The organism is Acidovorax sp. (genome assembly GCF_046314175.1).
GTDB lineage: Bacteria > Pseudomonadota > Gammaproteobacteria > Burkholderiales > Burkholderiaceae_C > Acidovorax.
In genome coordinates, this window is sequence record NZ_JBKBXG010000056.1 from 1 (window position 1) to 19953 (window position 19953).

The 19953-nt window shown below is 65.9% G+C and carries 16 protein-coding genes; 9 read left to right on the forward strand and 7 right to left on the reverse strand.

The window, feature by feature from the left end; translation table 11 throughout:
- Nucleotides 1-157: 157 nt before the first annotated feature.
- The 3 genes from ACK4OE_RS16285 to ACK4OE_RS16295 form a co-directional block, all read right to left on the reverse strand.
- A complete protein-coding gene (locus ACK4OE_RS16285; RefSeq protein ID WP_409886060.1) occupies nucleotides 158-769 on the reverse strand; it encodes a hemerythrin domain-containing protein in 612 nt (203 codons plus the stop codon).
- Between the two features lie 164 nt (nucleotides 770-933).
- Nucleotides 934-1650 carry a nitroreductase family protein gene (locus tag ACK4OE_RS16290; RefSeq protein WP_409886062.1) on the reverse strand — a complete coding sequence of 239 codons (717 nt, stop codon included), beginning with the start codon at nucleotides 1648-1650 and terminating at the stop codon, nucleotides 934-936.
- Nucleotides 1651-1716: 66 nt separating this feature from the next.
- Nucleotides 1717-5310, reverse strand: coding sequence for an LAGLIDADG family homing endonuclease (locus ACK4OE_RS16295; RefSeq protein WP_409886064.1), 3594 nt, complete (start codon nucleotides 5308-5310; stop codon nucleotides 1717-1719).
- A 265-nt stretch (nucleotides 5311-5575) separates the two neighbouring features.
- Between ACK4OE_RS16295 and ACK4OE_RS16300 the strand changes: the two genes are divergently transcribed.
- Nucleotides 5576-6484 (forward strand): ChaN family lipoprotein, encoded by a 909-nt coding sequence (locus ACK4OE_RS16300; protein ID WP_409886066.1) that lies wholly within the window; start codon nucleotides 5576-5578, stop codon nucleotides 6482-6484.
- A gap of 37 nt (nucleotides 6485-6521) precedes the next feature.
- Here the strand turns inward: ACK4OE_RS16300 and ACK4OE_RS16305 are convergent, their stop codons facing one another.
- Nucleotides 6522-8828 (reverse strand): putative bifunctional diguanylate cyclase/phosphodiesterase, encoded by a 2307-nt coding sequence (locus ACK4OE_RS16305; RefSeq protein WP_409886068.1) that lies wholly within the window; start codon nucleotides 8826-8828, stop codon nucleotides 6522-6524.
- Between the two features lie 52 nt (nucleotides 8829-8880).
- Here ACK4OE_RS16305 and purU point away from each other — a divergent pair, with 52 nt between their 5' ends.
- From purU to ACK4OE_RS16330, 5 genes are all read left to right on the forward strand, one after another.
- On the forward strand, nucleotides 8881-9729 hold the full coding sequence (gene purU, locus ACK4OE_RS16310; protein WP_409886070.1) for a formyltetrahydrofolate deformylase: 849 nt from the start codon (nucleotides 8881-8883) through the stop codon (nucleotides 9727-9729).
- Between the two features lie 17 nt (nucleotides 9730-9746).
- A complete protein-coding gene (locus tag ACK4OE_RS16315) occupies nucleotides 9747-10655 on the forward strand; it encodes a LysR substrate-binding domain-containing protein (protein WP_409886072.1) in 909 nt (302 codons plus the stop codon).
- Nucleotides 10656-10894: 239 nt separating this feature from the next.
- Nucleotides 10895-12394 carry an FAD-linked oxidase C-terminal domain-containing protein gene (locus ACK4OE_RS16320; protein ID WP_409886074.1) on the forward strand — a complete coding sequence of 500 codons (1500 nt, stop codon included), beginning with the start codon at nucleotides 10895-10897 and terminating at the stop codon, nucleotides 12392-12394.
- Between the two features lie 6 nt (nucleotides 12395-12400).
- The gene (locus ACK4OE_RS16325; RefSeq protein ID WP_409886076.1) at nucleotides 12401-12775 is read left to right on the forward strand and encodes a CidA/LrgA family protein; all 375 of its coding nucleotides are present in this window, start codon (nucleotides 12401-12403) and stop codon (nucleotides 12773-12775) included.
- Complete coding sequence (locus ACK4OE_RS16330; RefSeq protein WP_409886078.1) at nucleotides 12759-13484, forward strand: LrgB family protein; 726 nt, start codon at nucleotides 12759-12761, stop codon at nucleotides 13482-13484. The genes ACK4OE_RS16325 and ACK4OE_RS16330 overlap by 17 nt, the downstream gene beginning before the upstream one ends.
- A gap of 219 nt (nucleotides 13485-13703) precedes the next feature.
- Here the strand turns inward: ACK4OE_RS16330 and ACK4OE_RS16335 are convergent, their stop codons facing one another.
- Complete coding sequence (locus ACK4OE_RS16335) at nucleotides 13704-15002, reverse strand: DUF445 domain-containing protein (RefSeq protein WP_409886080.1); 1299 nt, start codon at nucleotides 15000-15002, stop codon at nucleotides 13704-13706.
- Nucleotides 15003-15056: 54 nt separating this feature from the next.
- Nucleotides 15057-16196, reverse strand: a complete 1140-nt coding sequence (locus ACK4OE_RS16340; protein ID WP_409886082.1) for an aminotransferase class V-fold PLP-dependent enzyme — start codon at nucleotides 16194-16196, stop codon at nucleotides 15057-15059.
- A 147-nt stretch (nucleotides 16197-16343) separates the two neighbouring features.
- On the opposite strand from ACK4OE_RS16340, the gene ltaE reads away from it, so the two are divergent.
- On the forward strand, nucleotides 16344-17414 hold the full coding sequence (gene ltaE / locus ACK4OE_RS16345; protein ID WP_409886084.1) for a low-specificity L-threonine aldolase: 1071 nt from the start codon (nucleotides 16344-16346) through the stop codon (nucleotides 17412-17414).
- A gap of 24 nt (nucleotides 17415-17438) precedes the next feature.
- Here ltaE and ACK4OE_RS16350 read toward each other — a convergent pair whose 3' ends face one another.
- Nucleotides 17439-18170: a YggS family pyridoxal phosphate-dependent enzyme gene (locus tag ACK4OE_RS16350; protein ID WP_409886086.1), complete on the reverse strand. Its 732-nt coding sequence runs from the start codon at nucleotides 18168-18170 to the stop codon at nucleotides 17439-17441.
- Between the two features lie 35 nt (nucleotides 18171-18205).
- Between ACK4OE_RS16350 and ACK4OE_RS16355 the strand changes: the two genes are divergently transcribed.
- Nucleotides 18206-19249, forward strand: a complete 1044-nt coding sequence (locus ACK4OE_RS16355; RefSeq protein ID WP_409886088.1) for a type IV pilus twitching motility protein PilT — start codon at nucleotides 18206-18208, stop codon at nucleotides 19247-19249.
- 64 nt (nucleotides 19250-19313) lie between these two features.
- Nucleotides 19314-19949 (forward strand): Crp/Fnr family transcriptional regulator, encoded by a 636-nt coding sequence (locus tag ACK4OE_RS16360; RefSeq protein WP_409886090.1) that lies wholly within the window; start codon nucleotides 19314-19316, stop codon nucleotides 19947-19949.
- Nucleotides 19950-19953 lie beyond the last annotated feature (4 nt).

Genomic DNA, 19953 nt, shown 5'->3' on the forward strand with positions numbered 1-19953 from the left:
TGGCACTCCACCCCAGCTCCTTGCCCTTGGTAGACAAGTTGACGGAACCTGAGCATTACGCCGTTCAGGATGTTGCGCAACTTGTCTGTATTCATGGCTTGACCATACAAGCTTGTCGAAGCGCCGCGCAAGGCTTCGACAAGCTCAGACCGAACGGTTAGTTCAAGTTCAAAGATGCCGACTCAACAACACCCCGCCGGGCCGCCATCTCGCGCCCCATGGCAGCAAGGGCGGTGGGAGTCAGCAACTGCATCGCTGCCGGGTAGGCCAGGCCCTCCTCTGCCGCGATGTGGTCGCCATAGCAGGAGGCAAAGCGGTCCAGCGCGGCGATATCTTGCGGGCTGAAGAAAAAGAATGGCGGCGCGGCGCCATCCGCACCCTCTGCATGGTCCACCAGCGCCTGTAGGGGTGCGCGTGCAGCGGCCCAGTCGGCGGTCATGCAGACATGGTCTTGCTGCAGCCGACGCACCAGCGCCTGCAGCTCAGCATCAGCAGGCGCATCGGCCTGCAGCAGCGGAAACACGTGCAGTTCTTCGTCCTGATGGTGCAGCGGCGCGGCGATGTCGAAATAACGCAGCACGTCGCGCGCGGCGTGGCGGGCATCGCCGTCTGCCCCGTGCTGCAGCACGTGCGCGCGCAACCGCGCCAGCAGGGCCAGCGTGCGCTGCACACGCTCGTGGCAGGCCTGCAGCATGGCAAAGGGGTCTTCAAACCCCACGCCAGGGGCGTTGAAGCCGGGGATATGACGGGCCGAGCCGGTGGTTGCCACAGCTGCGCCCCTCCTCATACAAGTAGCAACTGCGGGGGGTCGGGCTGCATGCGTGCGGCCTTCAAAAGGTCGTCCAGACTGGAGATATCCATAGCGTCAAACCCGGGTGACTGAGGGGAAACAGGAAAGGCAAAGAAGCCAGGAGTGTGCAGGGGCCCCGCCGATCAGAAGCCGGGAGCAACGCCGCGCTCAGCATCCAGCGTGCTCACATAGTCCTGCGCAGCGGGGCGTGGCCGCGCCGACTTGCGGGATAACACAGTGCCGATGCTCAAAAAGCACAGCGCCAGCTCAGACGGCGCCAGGCCAAACAGCCCGCGCAGTGCGTCCGACTTGAGCGCCTTGCCGCCGGTCAACGCCGAGCCAAAGCCCTGCGCGGTGGCCATGAGCAGCATGTTCTGCACCGCACAGCCCGCGGAGGCCAGGCGCTCGTGCAAGTCGATCTCCGGGTCGCCGCGCTCGCCATCAACCACCACCAGCAACAGCAACAGCAGCAGCAGCGGGGCACGGTAGGCCTTCTCGCGCGCCTGCGTCTGTTGTGCTTCGGTGGCGGCGCTGTCGCGTTCGCGCAGTGCGGCGACAAAGACCTCCGCCAGCTGGGGCCGCGACACCTCGGGCACCAGCACAAATCGCCAAGGTAGCAACTGGCCGTGGTCGGGCGCGTGCGCAGCGGCATGGAGGATTTGCGCCAGCTGCGCGGGGTTGGGCCCCGGCGCACCCAGCCGCTTGGGCAAAATCGTCTGGCGCGACTCGATGAGCGTGGCCGCCATGTCGGCCAGCTCGTCGGCAGTGTTGGGCGCTGAGGCCGCTGCGAGACGCCGCGACCCCACCTGAGCGGTGTTGCCCACGGCGCGGATCTTGAGTGGCCAGGGGATCACGGTCATGGCGTGGAGCTCCTTGAGTCAGTACGCGGTGATGGGTGCAGCGGGTGGATGCAGGTGCGCAGCGCGTCAGCCGCACGTGCCCAGGTGGCCACACTGCGTGCAGTAGTCGCAGCCATCCTTGCGGATCACCGCATGGGCGCCACATTCGCTGCACTTTTTGCCAGCCATGGCCTGCGGCACGGCAGCCGGCAGTTGCGCGGGCTCGTCCAGTGGCAGTTGCTGCTGCACAGGGTCGGCCACGCGGCGCGCCAGGATGTTCTGAATGGCATAGGCCATGGCCGCCACCTCGGAGTCGTGCCACATGGGCACCAGCGTGCCGTCGTCCTTGCGGTGGGTGCCCAGGCGCACGGGGCCGCGGTCCCAGGCCACTTTGCGCATATCGCTCAGTGCACGCTCCAGAAAACCGCCGCGCGCAGCCAGCGACAGCATGCGCATGCTGGAGGTGATCCACTGCTGCGACTCGCCGCTTTGGCCCACGGGCATGAAGAACTCGATGGCGCGGTCTACCGTGCCGTTGCCCACGCCGGTGGGCACGGGCAGGAAGGACACGATGAGGTACAGCGTCTTGTGGCCTTCCTGCGTCCAGTATTCGAGCTTTTCGGCCACCGCGGAGAGGCCGCCTTGCGGGCGGCTTTCGATGACGGTGCGCATGGGGTCGATGGGCTGCGCGGCGGGCGCCACGGGCATCAATGTGGCCGGTGTGGCGGCCACTTCCGGCGCCGCGTGGACCTCCAGCACCGATCCCAGGATGGCGTTGGGCCGGTAGGTGGCCAAGCCTTTGAGCTTGGCGCGCCAGGCCTGCAGGTACAGGTCCTTGAAGTCTTCGTAGGGGTAGTCGGCCGGGATATTCACGGTCTTGGAAATCGCGGTGTCCACAAACGGCTGCACGGCCTCCATCATGGCGATGTGGCCCTCGGCGGGCATGGCCAGCGCCGAGACGAAATAGTCCGGCAACGCGTTCACGTCGCCGCCCAGCTCGCGGAACATGCGCCAGGCGTGGTCTTCCACGGCGTATTCGCCGGTGCTGCCATCCGACTCGCGCTTCTTGCGCTTGTACATCCACGAAAACGGTGGCTCGATGCCGTTGGAGGCGTTGTCGGCAAAGGCAAGGCTGACGGTGCCGGTGGGGGCAATGGACAGCAGGTGGCTGTTGCGTATGCCGTGCTGACGAATGGCCGCCTTGAGAGAATCGGGCAAGCGGCTGGCGAAGGTGCCTTCGGCCAGATACCCGTTGGCGTCAAACTCGGGGAACACCCCTTTCTCGCGCGCCAAGTCTACCGACGCGGCATAGGCCGCATCGCGCATGCATTCGGCAATGCGCGCCGCCATGGTGCGGCCCTCGGGCAGGTCGTAGCGCACACACAGCATGGCCAGCGTGTTGCCCATGCCGGTAAAACCCACGCCGATGCGCCGCTTGGCCATGGCCTCGTCGCGCTGCTGCGGTAACGGCCAGTAGGTCACGTCCAGCACGTTGTCGAGCGCACGCACCTGCAGCGCCACGGCTTGGGTGAAGGCCTCGAAGTCGAACGCGGCCTCGCCGCCCACACCAAACGGGTGCCGCACAAAGCGGGTCAGGATGATGGGGCCGAGGTCGCAGCAGCCGTACGACGGCAGCGGCTGCTCGCCGCAGTTGTGCACCACGATGCCGTTGGCATCAAACGCATGGACATCAGCCACGGTGACGTCGTAGACATCTTCTACCCCGGCATCGACCAGCGCCTGCACCGTGGCAGTGAAGCGTTCGCGGTTCAGTGCGCGCCGGTATTGAGACAAGCCCTCTTCCAGACGTGCCGATTTTTCGGTGTCGCAAAAGCCCACGCGCTCGGCAAACACCGCGATGCTGTCGCCACTGATGACCAGTTCGTGTTGCGCGCGGGTGGCATAGGGCTGCGTGCCGCCTTTTCCGTTGGGCAGGTTGCGCTCGGCCGCCGGGCGGCGGTTGCGGTACAGCGTGGAGGCGATGCCCATGCGCAGCAACATGCGTTGCACGGTTTGCAGCAAGGCCTCATCGCTTTGCGACAGGCGCACGCTCAGCCCTTTGTCCTGCGCACCTTGCACCGAACCATCGGCATCAAACAACCCAGACAGCAGGCCTTGCGCAAAGGCTGACGACTGCCGCTCCATGCTGGCCGTGATGGTCTTGTGGCCAGGCGCCATGCCCAGTTCGTGCGCCAGTTTCCACAGCGCAGCGCTGGCCATCCGCGCCTCGCCACGCCCTGCCACGGGCCGCTGAAAGCCTTTGAAATCCGCGCGATGCGGCAATGTGGCCGCTGCAGCGGTGGCCGCCCGCATGATGCCGTCAGCTCCGGTGGCGGCGTAGGCCACTGCGCCCTGCCCAACGACCATGAGTTCAGGCGCCCAGACCGATATGACCGCCTTGTCGGCTTTGAGCGTTCCGTCGCCCACCAGCAGCCCGAGCAGGTAGCCTTCGGCCTGCGTACCCGCTCCGCCCCAGCCCTCAAACGCCCGGTGGTCATGCAGCACGATCTCGTCGCCAGGCTGCAGTTGCGCGGCCTCTGTCCATTCCACTTCCAGGCAATAGCGAGTTTTGCGTGCCACGCGGCGCACGCGATGATCAGCCGTCAGGCGCAGGGCATGCCCCTCCTTGGTCTTTAGCTGCAACACCGGCTTGGTGCCTGTTTTGAAAAAGCCTTGGCTTTGCACGGCATAGGCGCGCCCGTCAACGACTGCAGAGAAAGTACACCCCACAAGGTCGGACACCTGAGCAGGCCCGTCAGTGGTCATCACCCAGGTGTCTGCCGTCACACACGGGTTGGTCGCAGCAATCTCCTCGCAGTAATGCAGGTTGTTGTCTTCGTTAATGCGCCCCAGGAACAAGATGCCCGGCTCGGCAAAGTCGTAGGCCGACTTCATGATCGTGTCCCACAGCGCGCGCGCGGGCACGGTGGCATAGACCCACTGGCCATCCGCGCGCTGGCGGGCGCCCTGGGACAGCAGGGCATCGCCTGGCCTTGCCTTGTGCACCAGCTCCCACTGCGCGTTGTTCTGCACGGCATGAATGAACTCATCCGACACACCCACCGACACGTTGAAGTTGTTCCAGCGGCCCGGCGTGCGCTTGGCGGTGATGAATTCGTGCACATCAGGGTGGTCGATGCGCAGCACGCCCATCTGGGCGCCGCGGCGTGCGCCCGCGCTCTCTACCGTGGAGCACGACTGGTCGAACACATTCATGTAGCTGCAAGGCCCTGACGCCATCGACGCCGTGGCCTTGACCCGCGCGCCCTTGGGGCGGATGCGGGAAAAGTCGTAGCCCACGCCGCCGCCGCGGCGCATGGTTTCGGCGGCCTCGCGCAGGGCCTCATAGATGCCCGGAAAGCCCTCGTCGTCAACACCCTGGATGCAGTCGCCCACGGGCTGCACAAAGCAGTTGATCAGCGTGGCCTGGATGTCGGTGCCTGCCGCGCTCATGATGCGGCCCGCACCGATGGCGCCCGCCTGCAGGTTGGCCAGGAACAGCGCTTCGTATTTGGCGCGCAGCTCCGGCTTTTCGACCGATGCGAGGGCCCGCGCCACACGCTGGTACAGCTGCTCCACCGTGGTTTCGCCGGGTTTGAGGTATTTCTCGCGCAGCACGTCCAGGCTGATGGGCTGGATGGTGCTGGCGGGAGGCAAGGGGGAGTGAGGTTCGCGCTTCATGGGTTCCGATGATTTGGTGTCCACGGGGTGGGGGCCTTGCGCTCGGTCAAGAGTGATTCATCAAGCCCGGCCTGGACCGTTCCAGCACCCATGCCCCAGGCAGGGTGGCCTGTGGGGCGCAGGCAGCACACCGGCCCGCGCAGCGGTTAAATGCGACGGCAGTGCCGCACAGTATGAACCTCGTGCCCGGCGCGGCGCAATGGTGGCGGGCGGAACCCCGTCGCGCCGCTCGCTACGGGCGGAAAGATGCGCGTAGCATGGCGCCATGCATTTCTTCCCCCTGTTCACTGCTTGGTGGCAGCGCCCAGCCCACGAGGCGCCGCCGCCGATGTCCCGCTGGCTGGGCGCCACGGCGCTCGCCTGCGTTCTAAGCTTGTCGGGCTGCGCCGGCTTGCCCTCCGCCCATGACGCGGCAGCCCCCTGGCCCGAGCGCCTGCACACCCTGCTGCCCGCCGATGTGCTACTGCTGGGCGAGCAGCACGATGCGGCTGACCACCAGCGCCTGCAGCGCGACACCGTGGTGTGGCTGGCAACGCGCAACCAGCTGGCGGCCGTGGTGATGGAAATGGCCGAGCGCGGACACAGCACCCAGGGGCTGCCGCGTGACGCGACCGAAGCACAGGTGCAGGCCGCCCTGCAGTGGCAAGACAACGCCTGGCCTTGGAAGGCCTACGGGCCGGTGGTGATGGCCGCCGTGGGCGCCGGTGTGCCGGTGCTGGGTGGCAACCTGCCGCGCAACCGCATGCGCGCCGCCATGGGTGAAGCCGCGTGGGACCAGCACCTACCCGCCCCGGCGCTGCAACGGCAGTACACCGCCCTGCGCGACGGGCACTGCGGGCTGCTGCCCGAATCGCAGATTGCGCCCATGGCCCGCATACAGATCGCGCGCGACGCCAGCATGGCGCAGACCGCCGAGGAGGCGCTGCGCCCCGGGCAGACGGTGGTGCTGGTGGCCGGGGGCGGCCACGTGCTGCGCAGCCTGGGCGTGCCCACACACTGGCCAGCCAATTTAGTGTCAAAAGTGGCTCTAGCGCTTTCTGGACAAGCGCTACCAGCTATTAATTCTGATGCTGATGCCATTGTCGCTACCCTCGCCCCGCCAGCCAAGGACCACTGTGGCGAGCTGCGCAAGCAATGGGCGCCGCGCGCCCCGACGCCGTCGGCGCCTCAGTAACCACCCAAAGCCTGACTCAACCCCCACGGGGCGCCAACTACGCGGCTGCAGCTGCCCGCGCCCGCAGCAGCGCCGCAAAATCATCCGCTGGCACCGGGCGGCTGCACAGGTAGCCCTGATATGAATCACAGCCCCGCTCGCGTAAAAACGCCAGCTGCCCCTCGGTCTCTACGCCCTCGGCCAGCACCGACATCCCCAAGCTGTGCCCCATGGCGATGATGGCGGCGCTGATCGCCATATCGTCCTCGCTCTGCGGTATGTCGCGGATGAAACTCTGGTCGATCTTGAGCACGTCGATGGGAAAACGCTTGAGCTGTGCCAGCGACGAATAGCCGGTGCCAAAGTCGTCCACCGCAATGCGCAGGCCCAGCGCCTGCAGGCGCATCAGCACCAGCCGGGCTTCGTCGGTGCGCTCGGCCAGGGCAGATTCGGTGATCTCCAGCTCCAGCCATTCGGCGGGAAAGCCGGACTCGGCCAGCGCTGCCGCCGCACAGCCCGCCAGATCGGTCAGATGAAACTGCCGTGGCGACACATTGACCGCCAGCGTCAGGTCCGGCAGGCCCGCTGCGCGCCACTGCTGGCCCTGGCGGCACACCTCGCGCACCACCCATTCACCCAGCGGGCCGATAACGCCCGAGGTCTCGGCCACCGGGATGAAACGCGCGGGCGATATCAGCCCCTCCACCGGGTCGTTCCAGCGCACCAGCGCCTCGGCGCCCACGATGCGGCCGGTGGCAATGTCCACCTGCGGCTGGTAGTACATCTGCAGATGGCCCTGTGCCAGCGCCAGCCGCAGGCGCGACTCCAGCGCCAGCCGCTCGCGTGCGGCCTGCGTCATGGCCTCATGGAAGAAGCACCACGCGCCCCGCCCACGCGCCTTGGCGCCGTACACGGCGGCGTGCGCGCCTTGCAGCAGCAGCTCGGCAGTTTGGGCGTGCTCGGGGTACATGCAGATGCCCACACTCACCCCGGCCACCACTTCAAACCCATCGGGTGAACGCCAGGGCTCGGCCACGGCTGCAATGAGGTGGCGGGCCACGGATGCAGCGCCGTCAGAATGGCGCAGGTTGCGCGCCACCACGGCCAGTTCGTCGCCCGCCAGGCGCCCCAGCACATCGCCCGGCCGCAGGGCCGACTGCACCTGGCGTGCAATGTGTTTGAGCACTTCGTCACCCGTGGAGTGACCGTAGCTGTCGTTCACGTCCTTGAACCGGTCCAGGTTGAGCAGCAGCACAGCGATGTGCTCGCCGCTGGTGTGTGCGTCCTGCACGGCCACCTCCAGCTGGCGGCCGAACCAGGTGCGGTTGGACAGGCCAGTGAGCGCGTCGTTGTGCGCCATGTATTCCAGCTGGCGCTGCCGCGCTTTTTCTTCCGATACGTCGGTGAACATGCACACGTAGTGCGTGATGTGGCCCGCAGGGTCGCGCACCACCGACATGGACATGTGCTCGGGGAACACCTCGCCGTTCTTGCGGCGGTTCCATATCTCTCCTTGCCAGTGGCCCGTCTGTTGCACAGCGCCCCACATCGCGTCGTAAAAGCCCTTGTCGTGCCGGCCCGACTGAAAGATGCGCGGCGTCTTGCCAAGCAGTTCGTCCTCGGTATAGCCCAGCAGGCGCGTTACCGCGGCGTTGACCGACAGGATGCGGCTTTGCGCATCGGTCACCACCACGCCTTCGATGGTGTTGTCCACCACCGTGGCGGCCAGCCGCTGGCGCGCCTCACTCAGTTCCAGGGCGGCGCGCGCCACCGTGATGTCGTTGAGGTCCTGCAACAGGCAGATCAGGTGCGCGGGCACGTCGTCGACCTCAGGCACCAGTGTCACGGTGCACAGCACGGGTACCGTGGTGCCGTCGCCACGCAGGCACACGCGCTGGCTTACGTGGTCGTCCATGTCGCCTGCCACAAGCCGTGCGAGCTGGGCATGGGCCTCGGCAACGTCGTTGAGCGGCATCACATCACGCACCCAAAGCGTCAGCAGGTGCGAACGGGTCATGGCCAGCAGCTCGCCCATCCGGTCGTTGACCCACAGGATTTTGCCGTCGAGTGCGAGGCGCGCCACCCCCGCCGGCGCGTACCGCACCACTTTCGACAACTCGCACGCCAACGCGTAGCGCAGCTTCTCGGAACGAACCACACGGCGCAGCAGCCACCAGGCCAAGGCACTGGTCACCAGAACAAAACCCCAGCCTTTCCACGTCTGCATGCGGGTAAGCACATGGGGATCGGAAACCCAGTGCTCGAGCAGCGCGTCACCGACAAACACCCAGCTCACGCCAATCACCAGATACAGCAGCATCCCCTGCCAGGGAGCCATACGTTGGGCTTTGCCCGGATTGGTCATCAAAATCCCCGTTCCTTCGGCGCAAAGGCCATGCTGCGACAATCGCAGCGCTATGACAACCGCCTACATCCTTACCCTGTCTTGCCCCGACCGCCTGGGGCTGGTGCACGCCGTCTCGGGCTTTTTGCTGGAGCACGGCGGCAATATCGAAGAAGCCGCCCAGTACAACGACCACGCCACCGGCCTGTTCTTCATGCGGGTGCAGTTCGCCTGCGACCAGCACGACCACGCTACCCTCAAGGCCCGCCTGACAACGTTTGCAGAGCCACACCAGATGCGCTGGACCCTGCACGCTACAGCGGCCCCGATGAAGACGGTGCTGATGGTCAGCAAAGAGGGCCATTGCCTGAACGACCTGCTGTTCCGCTGGAAGAGTGGCCTGCTGCCCATCGACATCCGCGCCATCATCAGCAACCACCGCGACTTTTATCAGCTGGCGGCCAGCTACAACGTGCCGTTCCACCACATCCCGCTGACGGGCAACACCAAAGCCCAGGCCGAAGCCAAACAGTTTGAGATTATCGAGGGCGAAGGTGCCGAGTTGGTGGTACTAGCCCGTTACATGCAGATACTTTCTCTTGACCTATGTCAAAAGTTGGCCGGACGGGCCATCAACATCCACCACAGCTTCCTGCCCAGCTTCAAGGGGGCCAAGCCGTATTACCAGGCCCATGACCGGGGCGTGAAGCTGATTGGCGCCACCGCCCACTATGTGACGGCCGACCTGGACGAAGGCCCGATCATCGAACAGGACGTGGCCCGCGCCGACCACACCGACACGGTGGAAGACCTGACAGCCCGGGGCCGCGACACCGAAAGCCAGGTGCTGGCCCGCGCCGTGAAGTGGCACAGCGAGCACCGCGTGGTGCTCAACGGCCACAAGACGGTCGTCTTCAAGTAACACGCTCGTTGCGCATCATGGCCATCGCCGCTCCGTCTTCATCCTTCCTCAGCAGTGCGGCGCGGCGCATCCCGCCCATTCAGTGCCTGCTGACGTTTGAAGCGCTGGCGCGGCTGCGCAGCGTGACGCAGACGGCCGACGAGCTGTGCGTGACGCCCAGCGCCGTGAGCCACCGGGTCAAGCAGCTCGAACAGATCCTGGGCGTGCGGCTGTTTGGCCGGGCCGACTTTTCGCTGACCACCGAGGGCAGCGCCTACCTGGCCCATGTGCGCGAGGGGCTGGGCGCGCTGCAGCGCTTTCCCGGGCAGGCGGCGGCGCCCGGGCGGCGGCGCCTCAAGCTGGCGGTCACGCCCACGTTTGCGCGCACCATCCTCATCCCGCGCCTGCGCCAGTTCACCGAGGCGTACCCAGAAATCGACCTGGCGCTGCAGGTGTCGATCCCGCTCTTGGATGTGGTGGCCGAAGACGCCGACCTGATGGTGCGTTTTGGTGCGGGCCACTATGCCGATGTGGAACATGTGGAGCTGGCCCGCGACGTGGTCACGCCCCTGGCCTCGCCCGCCTTCGTGCGCGAACACGGCCCCTTTGAGCGCCCCGAAGACCTGGAAGGCGTGCCCTTGCTGCGCAGCCCACTGGAGCCCTGGCGCACCTGGTTTGCCGCCACAGGCCTCGACTGGGCCGAGCCCAGCGAGGGCTCGCAGTTCAACGACATCGGCCTGATGTGTGACGGCGCTGCAGCCGGCATGGGCGTGGCGCTGGTTCGCCTCAAGCTGGGCGCGCCATGGCTGGAGAACGGCACGCTGGTGCGCCTGTTTGACACCGACACCGCCAGCCCGCACGCGCACTACCTGTGCTGGCGCACTGGGACCATGGACCGGTGGGAATGCGCGGCGTTTGCGGAGTGGTTGCGCAAGACCATGGCGTAGTAGAGGCATCCCCCTGAGTCGCCTTTGGCGCCTTCCCCCTTCTCTCGGCTGCGCCGGGAAGGGGGACGCAGCCCTCGCCCGAGCCGCGCCCTCTTCCACCAAGTTCAGGCAAAAATCAGCCCCAGCGCTTGTCCATCAAGCGCAAGCAGCTATCAATAAATGAGCATCCAGGTCTTTTTCACAATCCCCTGCAGAAAAGCTCACCCCGCGGCATCCGGCCATCCCCTACAGTGACAGCCATGAACACTGCCGCCGCCCCCACCGCAGCCCTGTCCGAGCGCGCCGCACGCCAAGCCGAAATTGTCCAGGCCCTGGGCCGTGTGGTGCCCGCCCACGCCCTGCTCTGGCACACCGAAGACACCACGCCGTACGAATGCGACGGCCTCACCGCCTACCGCCAGCGCCCGCTGGTGGTGTGCTTGCCCGAAACGTACGACGAGGTGCAGGCCGTGCTGCAGGTATGCCACCAGCTGCAGGTGCCCGTGGTGGCGCGGGGCGCGGGCACGGGCCTGTCCGGCGGCGCCATGCCGCACGCCATGGGCGTGACGATGTCGCTGGCCAAGTTCAACCGCATCCTCGACATCAACCCCGAAAGCCGCACGGCCGTGGTGCAGTGCGGCGTGCGCAACCTGGCCATCAGCGAGGCCGCCGCGCCGTACGGCCTGTACTACGCGCCCGACCCCAGCAGCCAGATCGCCTGCACCATCGGCGGCAACGTGGCCGAGAACTCGGGCGGCGTGCACTGCCTCAAATACGGCCTCACCGTGCACAACGTGCTCAAGGTGAAAGGATTCACCGTGGAAGGCGAGCCCGTCGAATTCGGCAGCGAGGCGCTGGACGCCCCCGGCTACGACCTGCTGGCCGCCGTGATCGGCAGCGAAGGCATGCTGGCCGTGACCACCGAGGTGACGGTCAAGCTCATCCCCAAGCCCCAGCTGGCTCGCTGCATCATGGCCAGCTTTGACGACGTGCGCAAAGCGGGCGACGCCGTGGCCGCCGTCATCGCCGCCGGCATCATCCCCGCCGGGCTGGAGATGATGGACAAGCCCATGACCGCCGCCGTGGAGGACTTTGTGCACGCAGGCTACGACCTCACGGCCGAAGCCATCCTGCTGTGCGAAAGCGACGGCACGCCCGAAGAAGTGGAAGAAGAAATTGGCCGCATGAGCGAGGTGCTGCGCGCTGCGGGCGCCACCGCCATCTCGGTCAGCAACGACGAGGCCGAACGCCTGCGCTTCTGGAGCGGCCGCAAGAACGCCTTCCCCGCTAGCGGCCGCATCAGCCCCGACTACATGTGCATGGACTCCACCATCCCGCGCAAGCGGCTGGCCGACATCCTGCTCGCCATCCAGGAGATGGAAAAGAAGTACCAGCTGCGCTGCGCCAACGTGTTCCACGCGGGCGACGGCAATCTGCACCCTCTCATCCTGTTCGATGCCAACGATGCTGACCAGCTGCGCCGCTGCGAACTGTTTGGCGCGGACATCCTTGAGACCAGCGTGGCCATGGGCGGCACGGTGACGGGTGAGCACGGTGTGGGTGTGGAGAAGCTCAACAGCATGTGTGTGCAGTTCACGGCTGAAGAGAACGCGCAGATGTTCGGGCTCAAGCATGCGTTCGACCCGGCGGGGTTGTTGAATCCGGGCAAGGTCATCCCCACGCTGAACCGGTGTGCGGAGTACGGAAAGATGCTGGTGCGCGGCGGGCAGATCAAACACCCCGACCTGCCCCGCTTCTGACGCGCCATGAAGCCGCTGCAGGGCCTGGCTTTTCTGCTGCTCATGCAGTCGGCTGGCGAGGCGTTGTCGCACTTTCTTGCGCTGCCCGTGCCGGGGCCTGTGGTGGGCATGGTGGCACTGCTGCTGGCGCTGCGTTGGGCGCCCGTGCAGCAGGCCGTTGCGCCCGCCGCCACTTTTTTGCTCAACCACCTGTCACTGCTCTTCGTGCCCGTGGGTGTCGGCGTGATGACGCACCTGGCCCTGCTGAGCGCGTATGGCCTGCAGCTCATCGCGGTGATTGTGCTGTCCACCTGGATCGGCATGGCCGTGACGGCGCTGGTGCTGCGCCTGTGGCAACCCAAACCCCAACCCGAGGCGGGCGACGATGCCGAACTTCGTTGAACTGTGGGTGTACCTGGCGTCGGCCCCGCTGTTCGGGCTGACGGCCACGCTGGCCGTGTATGTGCTGGCGCAGGCGCTGTCGGTGCGCTCGGGCCACGCGCCCTGGGCCAACCCGGTCATGTTGTCGGTGGTGGTGTTGGCCGGGCTGATGCTGGCCACAGGCACCGCCTATCCCACGTACTTTGCAGGCGCACAGTTCATCCACTTTCTGCTGGGCCCTGCCGTGGTCGCACTGGGCTGGCCTCTGTGGCAGCGCCGCGCGGCCTTGCGCGCGCGCTGGAGCCGGCTGGTGCTGGCCTCGCTGGCCGGTGGCAGTGCGGCTGCGGCCAGCGCCGTCGGCCTGGGTTGGGCATTGGGCCTGCCGGGTGATGTGCTGATGTCGCTAGCGCCCAAGTCCGTCACTGCCCCCGTCGCCATGGGCGTGGCGGCGCAGATCGGCGGCGTGCCTGCCCTGGCGGCGGTGTTTGCAGCGCTGACGGGCATGGTGGGGGCGCTGTCGGCGCGCTGGCTGTTTGGGCTGATGCGCTTGCCCACGGACGCGGAGGGCATGGCGCTGCGGGGGTTTGCGCTGGGCACCGCGTCGCATGGCATCGGGGCGGCGCATGCGTTGCAGGTGCATGCCGAGGCAGGGGCGTATGCGGGGTTGGCGTTGGGGCTGCAGGTGGTGTTGGCGGCGGTGTTGATGCCGTTGGTGTTTCGTTTGTTTTGAGAACGAAATTGGGCTCTAGCGCTTATCTGTCAAGCGCTGGCAGCTATTGTTTTTGTAGTTTCCATGTTCTTCTCACCTCCGATGTGGCGAGGGAGGCGCTCGCGTGCTAAGTGGACCGCGTGTCAGGTTCCAGGGCGGAGGCCGGGAGTCGCCCGGCATGCGCCCTTCACAAAGGCACGCACCACGCCACAAGCTCAGCCCGACCGGGTAGCGCCCAACTCAGCCACCCACCACCGCCCGCCAAACCTCCCCCGCGTGCGACACCGCAAACAGCACCAGCCCAATCAACCCACCCACCACCGTCCCATTGATGCGGATGTACTGCAGATCCTTCCCAATATTCACCTCAATCAGATCCGTCATCTCCTCGGTGTCCCACCGCCGCACCGTGTCCTCAATATGCTGCGCAATGAACGCCGACACATCCGGCGCCAGCCCCTGCACCCAATGCTCCAGCCGGTCGTTCAGCGACTGCCGCAGCGCGGCATCCCCCGCCAGCGACTGGCCCAGCCACAACCCGAGCTTGCCCACCTGCCGCGCCAGCACCGAGTCCGCATCGGCCAGGTCACGCTGCAGCGCGCCGCGCAGGTCCAGCCACAGCGTCTGCACATAGCCGGCCACTGTGGCATCGGTCTGCAGATAGGTCCGGATCTCTTCGCCCTTTTGCGCCCACTCGGGGTCGTTCTTCAGGCGATCGATAAAGCGCTGCACCACCGCATCAAACTGCGCACGCAAGGCGTGCTGCGGATTGGCGGCCACGTCGGCCATCACGCTCTCTAGCGCGCGGGCCAGCATGGCAGAGCCCTTGTCGCCCAGCCAGTCCGTGGGCAGCAGTTTCTCGGTGCGCGGGTGGTCCTTCTTGAGCCAGGCCACGATGGTCTGTGCCACCCAGGCGCGGGTCTGCTCGTTCTGCAGCAACTCGATGAGCTTGCCCAGCACGTCGTCCAGCAGCGCCTGGTGGCGGCCGTTGTGGGTCAGGGTATCGAGCACCGCCGCCAGAGCGCGCGACATGTCCACCTGCCCGATCAATGCGCGCGCCGCCTTCTGGATGAAGCGCTCCACCTGCGCGTCCTGAACTGTCTCCAGCGCGGCAGATGTCAGGCGGGTGGCCTGGTGACCCAGCAGCGCGGCGTTGCCCGGCGCCGTCAGCCACTGCGCCAACCGCTCGGCAGGGTCGTGCCTGCGTATCAGGGACACGAGTGAGGGCACGTCGAGAAACTTGTCGCGCACAAACGTGGCCAGGTTGCGACCGATGCGCGCCTGGTTGCGCGCGATGACTGCGGTGTGCGGAATGGGCAAGCCGAGCGGTCGGCGGAACAATGCAACCACCGCAAACCAGTCGGCCAGCGCGCCCACCATGGCGGCCTCGGCAACAGCCTTGATGCAGTTGAGCAGCAAACCGCGCTCGACCACGCTGGTGGCGATGAACACGGCCGTCACCAGCAGCAACAGGCCCAGGGCCTGCCGCTTGGCGCGGCGCAGCGCGCGGTGCGCGGGGCTGAGCTCAGCGCGGGTCATCGCCGTTCGCGCACAACCGCTACAGCGCGCCTGCGCTCACGCCTCTGGAGGCAGTCAGGCCGCCGCCGCAATCTGGTCCAGCGCCTTCGACAAATGGCCCACGGTGCGGTCCACGTTGTGCCACTTCTCCAGGCCAAACAGGCCGATGCGGAAGGTCTTGAAGTCCGGCCCCTCATCGCACTGCAGAGGCACACCCGCAGCGGTCTGCAGGCCCACCTCCATGAACTTCTTGCCATTCTGGATGCCGGGGTCGGTGGTGTAGCTCACCACCACGCCGGGGGCCTTGAAGCCCTCGGCCGCCACGCTGGGGAAGCCGCGTGATTCGAGCAGCGCGCGCACCTTGGCGCCCAGCTCAATTTGCTCGTCGCGCACCCTGGCAAAGCCGTAGGCGCGCGTCTCGGCCATCACCTCGCGCAGGCGCACCAGCGCGTCGGTGGGCATGGTGGTGTGGTACGCGTGCTGGCCCTTTTCGTAGCCCTCGGCGATCTGCATCCATTTCTTGAGGTCGCACGAGAAGCTGCTGCTCGTGGTGCCGTCGATGGCCTGCCGCGCACGCTCGCTCATCATCACCATGGCGCAGCAGGGCGATCCGCTCCAGCCCTTTTGCGGCGCGCTGATGAGCACGTCGACGCCCGTTGCCTTCATGTCCACCCACATTGCGCCCGAGGCCACGCAGTCGAGCACAAACAGCGCGCCGACATCGTGGGCCGCAGCGGTCACGGTGCGGATGTAGTCGTCACTCAGAATGATGCCGCTGGCCGTCTCCACATGGGGTGCGAATACCACCTTGGGCTTTTCGGCGCGGATGGTGGCTGCGACTTCTTCTGCGGGGCATGGTGCCCAGGGCGCCTGCGGGCCGCTGCCCTGCTGGCGCGCCTTGCACACCACGGAGCCACCGCCCAGGCCTTTGTCGGCATCAAAAATCTGCGTCCAGCGGTAGCTGAACCAGCCGTTGCGCACGATAAGTACCTTTTCCTGGTTGGCAAACTGGCGTGCCACGGCCTCCATGCCAAAGGTGCCGCTGCCGGGCACCAGCACGGCGGTGTGGGCGCCGTAGACCTCTTTCAGCGTACCCAGAATGTCCTGCACCACGCCGGTAAAGCGCTTGGACATGTGGTTGAGCGCGCGGTCGGTGTAGACCACCGAAAACTCAAGCAAACCATCGGGGTCGATATCGGGCAGCAGTCCGGGCATGGTGAAAAGTCTCCATCAAACAGGGGCGCCACCCCGGCGCGGGGCGGGCTAGGCGGGGCAGCTTAGCATGCAGCTTTGAAAAAAGACCTGCGCGCACCGGCCCGTTGCGCGCGCCGCTACGATCCTGCTTTTACCCACAGGACCGCCATGCCCGACTTTCGCAGCGATACCGTCACCCAGCCCACGCCCGACATGCGCGAGGCCATGTTCAAAGCCCCGCTGGGCGACGACGTGTTTGCCGACGACCCGTCGGTGAATGCGCTGCAGGACCATGCGGCCGAGTTGCTGGGTTTTGAGGCCGCGCTGTTTGCCCCGTCAGGTACGCAGACCAACCTCATCGCTTTGTGGGGCCACTGCCAGCGCGGCGACGAGGCCATCGTGGGCCAGAGCTGGCACACCTACCGCTGGGAGGCGGGTGGCATGGCGGTGCTGGGCTCCATCCAGCCCCAGCCGGTGGAAACGCAGCCGGACGGCACGCTGCGTGTGGCCGATATCGCCGCCGCCATCAAGCCCGACGACCCGCACTTTGCGCGCACCCGGCTCGTGGTGCTGGAGAACACCACGGGCGGCCAGGTGCTGTCCACGCCCTACATCGCCGAAGTGGCCCAACTGGCCCGCAGCCGCGGGCTGGCGATGCACCTGGACGGCGCGCGCATGTTCAACGCCGCCACCGCCAACGCCGCGCGCAACGGCACCGATGTGTATGACGAGGCACGTACGCTGTGCAGCCACTTTGACTCCGCATCGCTGTGCCTGAGCAAGGGCCTGGGCGCGCCCGTGGGTTCGCTGGTGCTGGGATCGCGCGACTTCATCCGACAGGCGCGCCGCACGCGCAAGATTCTGGGCGGGGGCATGCGCCAGGCCGGGGTGCTGGCCGCGGCGGGCCACTATGCGCTGCAGCACCATGTGCAGCGCCTGGCCGATGACCACGCCAACCTCGACCGGCTGGCGCAGGGCCTGAACGAAGCCAACCGCAGCCACCCCGTGCTGCAGGGCCGCATCACGGTGCTGCCGTGGCAGACCAATATCTTGTTCACCGACTTGCATGCCGATGTGGCCCCGGCTTTCACGGCCTGGCTGGCTCAAAACAATGTGCGCGTGACCAGTAGCCTGTATGGCGGCGCCACACGCCTGCGCTGGGTGGCGCATCTGGATGTGAGCGAAGCCGATGTGAAAGCGGCCCTGGATTGCGTGGCGGGTTTTAGGCTGCCCGCATGAATCAGGGGTGACGGGGCAGCTGGATCAGGCGGCGGGGTAAGTTCTGCCGCCGAAGATGCCGGTGCCCACGCGGACCATGGTGCTGCCAGCCTGGATGGCCGCCTCCAGATCGGCCGTCATGCCCACCGAAAGGGTGTCAAAACCCTCCAGCCCGGGCTCGCCCAACGCAGATATCTCGTCAAAAAGCCTTCTAGCGCTTGTGTGGATTGCGAGTTGCGCTTCGAAATCAGGAGCATGGTCAGGAATACTCATGATTCCGCGGGCCTGAAGCCGTGGCAGTTTTGCCACAGCGCGCAGCAGGCCCAAGGCCTCTGCCGGTGGCACGCCCGACTTGGTGGCACCCCCATCCACATTCACCTGAATACATATCTGCAAGGGCGGCAGGTGGTCTGGACGCTGGTCCGACAGGCGCTCGGCGATCTTGAGCCGGTCCACGGTGTGCACCCAGTCAAAATGCTCTGCCACCGGCCGCGTTTTGTTGCTCTGCACAGGGCCGATGCAGTGCCATTGCAGCGTCACTCCCGGCATGGACACTGGCAGCGATGCGCGCAGGGCGACGATCTTGTCCACGCCCTCCTGGATGTAGTTCTCGCCAAAGGCGCGCTGGCCCGCGGTAACGGCCTCCATCACGGCGTCGGCACCAAAGGTCTTGGAAACCGCAAGCAAGGCAACGTCGGCAGGGCTGCGTCCAGCGGCGGTACACGCTTGCGCAATCCTGCCGAGAACCTGTTGGAGGTTGTTAGCAATCGTGGTCATAATGTTTGAAGCGTATCAAACGATAGAGGGATTCCGTGGACATTACCCAACTGCTCGCGTTCAGCGTCAAGAACAAGGCATCCGACTTGCACCTTTCGGCAGGTCTGCCGCCGATGATCCGGGTACACGGGGATGTGCGGCGCATCAACGTGGATGCGCTGGACCACAAGACGGTGCACGCCATGGTGTACGACATCATGAGCGACTCGCAGCGCAAGACGTATGAAGAGTTTCTGGAAGTCGACTTCTCGTTTGAAATCGAAGGCTTGGCCCGTTTCCGCGTCAACGCCTTCAACCAGAACCGCGGTGCGGCCGCCGTGTTCCGGACCATTCCGAGCAAGATACTGACGCTTGAGCAGCTGAACGCTCCCAAGATTTTTGGCGACCTGGCCTTGAAGCCGCGTGGTCTGGTACTGGTGACGGGCCCCACGGGCTCGGGAAAGTCCACCACGCTGGCCGCCATGGTCAACTTCCTGAACGAAACCGAATACGGCCACATCCTCACGGTGGAAGACCCGATCGAATTCGTGCACGAATCCAAGAAGTGCCTGATCAACCAGCGCGAAGTAGGGCCGATGACCCTGTCGTTCGCGGCTGCGCTCAAATCGGCGCTGCGCGAAGATCCGGACGCCATCCTGGTGGGCGAAATGCGCGACCTGGAAACGATTCGCCTAGCCATGACGGCTGCGGAAACGGGCCACTTGGTGTTTGGCACACTGCACACGTCCAGTGCCGCCAAAACCATCGACCGGATCATTGATGTGTTCCCGGCCGAAGAAAAGGAAATGGTCCGCTCTATGCTGTCCGAGTCGCTGCAGGCGGTGATCTCGCAAACACTGTGCAAAACCAAGGATGGCTCGGGCCGCGTGGCGGCGCACGAGATCATGCTAGGCACCAGCGCCATCCGCAACCTGATCCGCGAGGCCAAGGTGGCGCAGATGTATTCCACCATCCAGACCAGCAACAGCGTGGGCATGCAGACACTGGACCAGAACCTGACTGATCTGGTGCGGCGCAACATCATCAGCCCCGCAGAGGCACGCGGCAAGGCCAAGATTCCAGAAAACTTCCCAGGCTGAGCCGCGCACGCACACACCCTACAGAATTTTGCGGCCACCGATGGGCCGCATACCGGAGCGATTTATGAAAGGCATTCTTGGCCTTCTGAAAATGAAGACCCGTGGCGGCAAGCCTGCGGACGATCACACGGATTCCGTGCTGTTCTCCACCGCATTTGCCGGCCAGGGCGTAGACGATTCGATGCTGGTCCCCTGGGAGGCCCGCGCTGTCGAAGTGGGCGCCAAGCGCCTGCCCACCAGCCGTGGCGGCAAGTTGCTGCAGGGGCTGTGGGCCAAAGACAAGTACATGGCACACCTGGACAAGGACGCCGTCGAACGCATGGAGCGCTTTTTTGAATTTGCGGCCATCCCATCCAACCGCGATGTGATTCGGCAAGACGAATATGGCAACTTCATGGTGGTGCTGCTCACCGGCACCATTGCGGTGGACCGCGTGCAGCCCTGGGGCGAGCAATTGCGCCTGGCTGAAACGCGGCCCGGCGACATCCTGGGTGAAATGTCGCTGCTGGACAGCGGCATCCGCTTTTCGGCCTGCACCACACTGACAGACTGCGAGATTGCAGTGCTCAGTGCCGAAGCCATGGATGACATGATGACCAAGGACCCGCAACTGGCCGCCAGCCTGATTGCACTGCTGGCCCGCAAGCTGTCGCTGCGCCTGCGCGTGGTGAGCGCCCGACTGAGCGACAACCAGAAATGATGCG

Excerpts from the sequence above, each read along its gene's own strand:
- ACK4OE_RS16290 (WP_409886062.1), bottom strand. The coding sequence starts at position 1,650 with ATGACCGTGATCCCCTGGCCACTCAAGATCCGCGCCGTGGGCAACACC.
- ACK4OE_RS16295 (WP_409886064.1), bottom strand. The coding sequence starts at position 5,310 with ATGAAGCGCGAACCTCACTCCCCCTTGCCTCCCGCCAGCACCATCCAG.
- ACK4OE_RS16300 (WP_409886066.1), top strand. The coding sequence starts at position 5,576 with ATGCATTTCTTCCCCCTGTTCACTGCTTGGTGGCAGCGCCCAGCCCAC.
- ACK4OE_RS16305 (WP_409886068.1), bottom strand. The coding sequence starts at position 8,828 with ATGACCAATCCGGGCAAAGCCCAACGTATGGCTCCCTGGCAGGGGATG.
- purU (WP_409886070.1), top strand. The coding sequence starts at position 8,881 with ATGACAACCGCCTACATCCTTACCCTGTCTTGCCCCGACCGCCTGGGG.
- ACK4OE_RS16315 (WP_409886072.1), top strand. The coding sequence starts at position 9,747 with ATGGCCATCGCCGCTCCGTCTTCATCCTTCCTCAGCAGTGCGGCGCGG.
- ACK4OE_RS16320 (WP_409886074.1), top strand. The coding sequence starts at position 10,895 with ATGAACACTGCCGCCGCCCCCACCGCAGCCCTGTCCGAGCGCGCCGCA.
- ACK4OE_RS16325 (WP_409886076.1), top strand. The coding sequence starts at position 12,401 with ATGAAGCCGCTGCAGGGCCTGGCTTTTCTGCTGCTCATGCAGTCGGCT.
- ACK4OE_RS16330 (WP_409886078.1), top strand. The coding sequence starts at position 12,759 with ATGCCGAACTTCGTTGAACTGTGGGTGTACCTGGCGTCGGCCCCGCTG.
- ACK4OE_RS16335 (WP_409886080.1), bottom strand. The coding sequence starts at position 15,002 with ATGACCCGCGCTGAGCTCAGCCCCGCGCACCGCGCGCTGCGCCGCGCC.
- ACK4OE_RS16340 (WP_409886082.1), bottom strand. The coding sequence starts at position 16,196 with ATGCCCGGACTGCTGCCCGATATCGACCCCGATGGTTTGCTTGAGTTT.
- ltaE (WP_409886084.1), top strand. The coding sequence starts at position 16,344 with ATGCCCGACTTTCGCAGCGATACCGTCACCCAGCCCACGCCCGACATG.
- ACK4OE_RS16350 (WP_409886086.1), bottom strand. The coding sequence starts at position 18,170 with ATGACCACGATTGCTAACAACCTCCAACAGGTTCTCGGCAGGATTGCG.
- ACK4OE_RS16360 (WP_409886090.1), top strand. The coding sequence starts at position 19,314 with ATGAAAGGCATTCTTGGCCTTCTGAAAATGAAGACCCGTGGCGGCAAG.